This window comes from Glutamicibacter sp., from assembly GCF_035257265.1.
GTDB lineage: Bacteria > Actinomycetota > Actinomycetes > Actinomycetales > Micrococcaceae > Glutamicibacter.
Genome location: NZ_DATEXC010000004.1, coordinates 1 through 1921, shown reverse-complemented (window position 1 = coordinate 1921; position 1921 = coordinate 1). Strand labels below are relative to the sequence as shown.

Annotated in this window: 2 protein-coding genes; both read left to right on the top strand. The window is 59.7% G+C overall.

The window, feature by feature from the left end:
* The first annotated feature begins 355 nt into the window (after positions 1–355).
* A complete protein-coding gene (locus VJ369_RS00490) occupies positions 356–607 on the top strand; it encodes a hypothetical protein (RefSeq protein WP_324090202.1) in 252 nt (83 codons plus the stop codon).
* Positions 550–1905, top strand: coding sequence for an IS1634 family transposase (locus VJ369_RS00485; protein WP_422653639.1), 1356 nt, complete (start codon positions 550–552; stop codon positions 1903–1905). Before VJ369_RS00490 ends, VJ369_RS00485 begins: the two co-directional genes overlap by 58 nt.
* The last annotated feature ends 16 nt before the right edge of the window (positions 1906–1921 follow it).

Sequence of the window (1921 nt, the reverse complement as noted above, 5' to 3'; positions counted from 1 at the left end):
TCTAGCGCGAGTTTACGGCGAACCGAGGTTCGAAAACCTGCAACTCTAACAACCACAAGGAGTTCAGGGTTTTACAATCCTATTACCCTACTAATACTTTATTTATCGACTTGTTTTATTGAGTATTATTGACGTTATTTTCCTAAACTGTTACCCTTCCACCATTATGCCCAGCCTCATCACCAAATGGAAAAAAGGACGACCCTATCTCTACTGGGTGCGCTCCGCTTGGCGCAACGGCCACTCGCGCATCGTCGAGCAGCGCTACCTCGGTCCCCGGGACCGGGTGATAGAGCAGATCCGTGCCCAGTGTACCGCCTCCCCCCACACGGAGGCACTCCCTCCGCTCCACACCGTGCAGACCCGGGAGTTTGGAGCCTCCGCCTTGTTCTACTCCCTGGCGCAGGAGCTGGGACTCATTGAGCTGATCGACGCCCATGTCCCTCCGGCTCCCCCACAGCGACGCACCTCCCTGTCGGTGGGCCACTATCTGGTGCTGGCGGCCCTCAACCGCGTCGTGTGGCCCAAGAGCAAGCGTGCCTTTGCCGAATGGTATCAGGACACGGTGCTGGCCCGTCTGGTGCCTGCCTCCCCCGGGACGAGTTGAGTAGCCAACGCTTCTGGGATCATATGCACTTGTTCGCCCCGGAGCATTTCGCCCCTATTCAGCGGGAGCTGTTGCACAGGATTCAACAACGTTTCGGCTTGGGAGAGCAGTTCCTGGTCTACGACACCACCAACTACTACACCTTCATTCACACCTTCAACAGCCGGCCCAGCCTCCCCCAGCGGGGCAAAAACAAACAGAAGCGCACGGACCTGCGCCAGCTCTCCCTGGCCCTGGTGGTCGATGAGGAGCGCGGGCTGCCACTCTACTACCGCTGCTATGAGGGCAATGTGACCGATGTGGTCGCCCTGAGCACCAGCCTCCAGGAGATGATCGGCCACTTCCTGCCGCCGTCGGCCGCGCCCCGTCTCACCCTCGTCCTGGACAAGGGGAATGTCTCCCACGATAACTTCAAGGCCCTCCTGCAAGCCCATTTTTCCTTCCTGGCGGCCATCCCGGCCGGCTGGGTGCGCCCGCTCTACCAGGTCACCCTGAAGGAGTATCAGCCCCTGCCCCTGCCCGATGGCCGCCGAATCAAGGTGTATTGCCAGCCCAACAAGCAGCTGGGGGGCATACGGGGGAAACTGCTGGTCAGCTTCAGCCCCCGCTTTTATCGCACCCAGGTGCATACGCTGGACCTGCTGCAGCGCAAGGCCCACCAGCAACTGCTCCAGTTGCTGGCCACCATCCAGCAGGCCGTGGAGCGCCAGCGTCCCCGCACTGAGAAGGCCATCAGGCAGGAGGTGACGCAGCTCGTGCGGCTCGATCGGCTCAAGGACTTCTTTGCCTTTACCCTGCGTCTGGAGCAAGGGAAGGTGCAGGAGCTGAGTTGGCAGTGGGATCGGCGTAAAAAACGCCAGATCAAGCATCATGACTTGGGCAAGACGGTCCTCTTTACCGACCGCCAGGAGCTTGAGCCCCAACGCATGGTGCTGGCCTACCGCAGCCAGGCCAAGGTCGAGGAGATGTTCCGTATCAGCAAGACTAGACGGCCTGGATTGTGGTGGCCCGCCTATCACTGGACGGACAGCAAACTCTCTGTCCATGCCCTCTACTGCTTTGTGGCCCTGCTGTTGATCCGCATCGTGCTGCTTCGGCTCCAAGAGCGCAACCTTTCCATCGGGGTGGAACTCCTGACGGAACGCCTGCGAGGGATTCAGGAGGCCCTGGTGATCTATGCCAACGGTGCTGCGCAACGGGTCATCACCGAGCGCAGCCCAGAGCAGGAGGAACTGTTTCTTGCCTTGCACTTAAGGACCCTGGCAGAGCAGTGGGGTAACAGGGTGATAAATCCCTAAAACCCTTGAAAAATAA

What these genes read in the sequence shown, in the direction of transcription:
- VJ369_RS00485 (WP_422653639.1), top strand. Translation starts at nt 550, where the DNA reads ATGGTATCAGGACACGGTGCTGGCCCGTCTGGTGCCTGCCTCCCCCGG.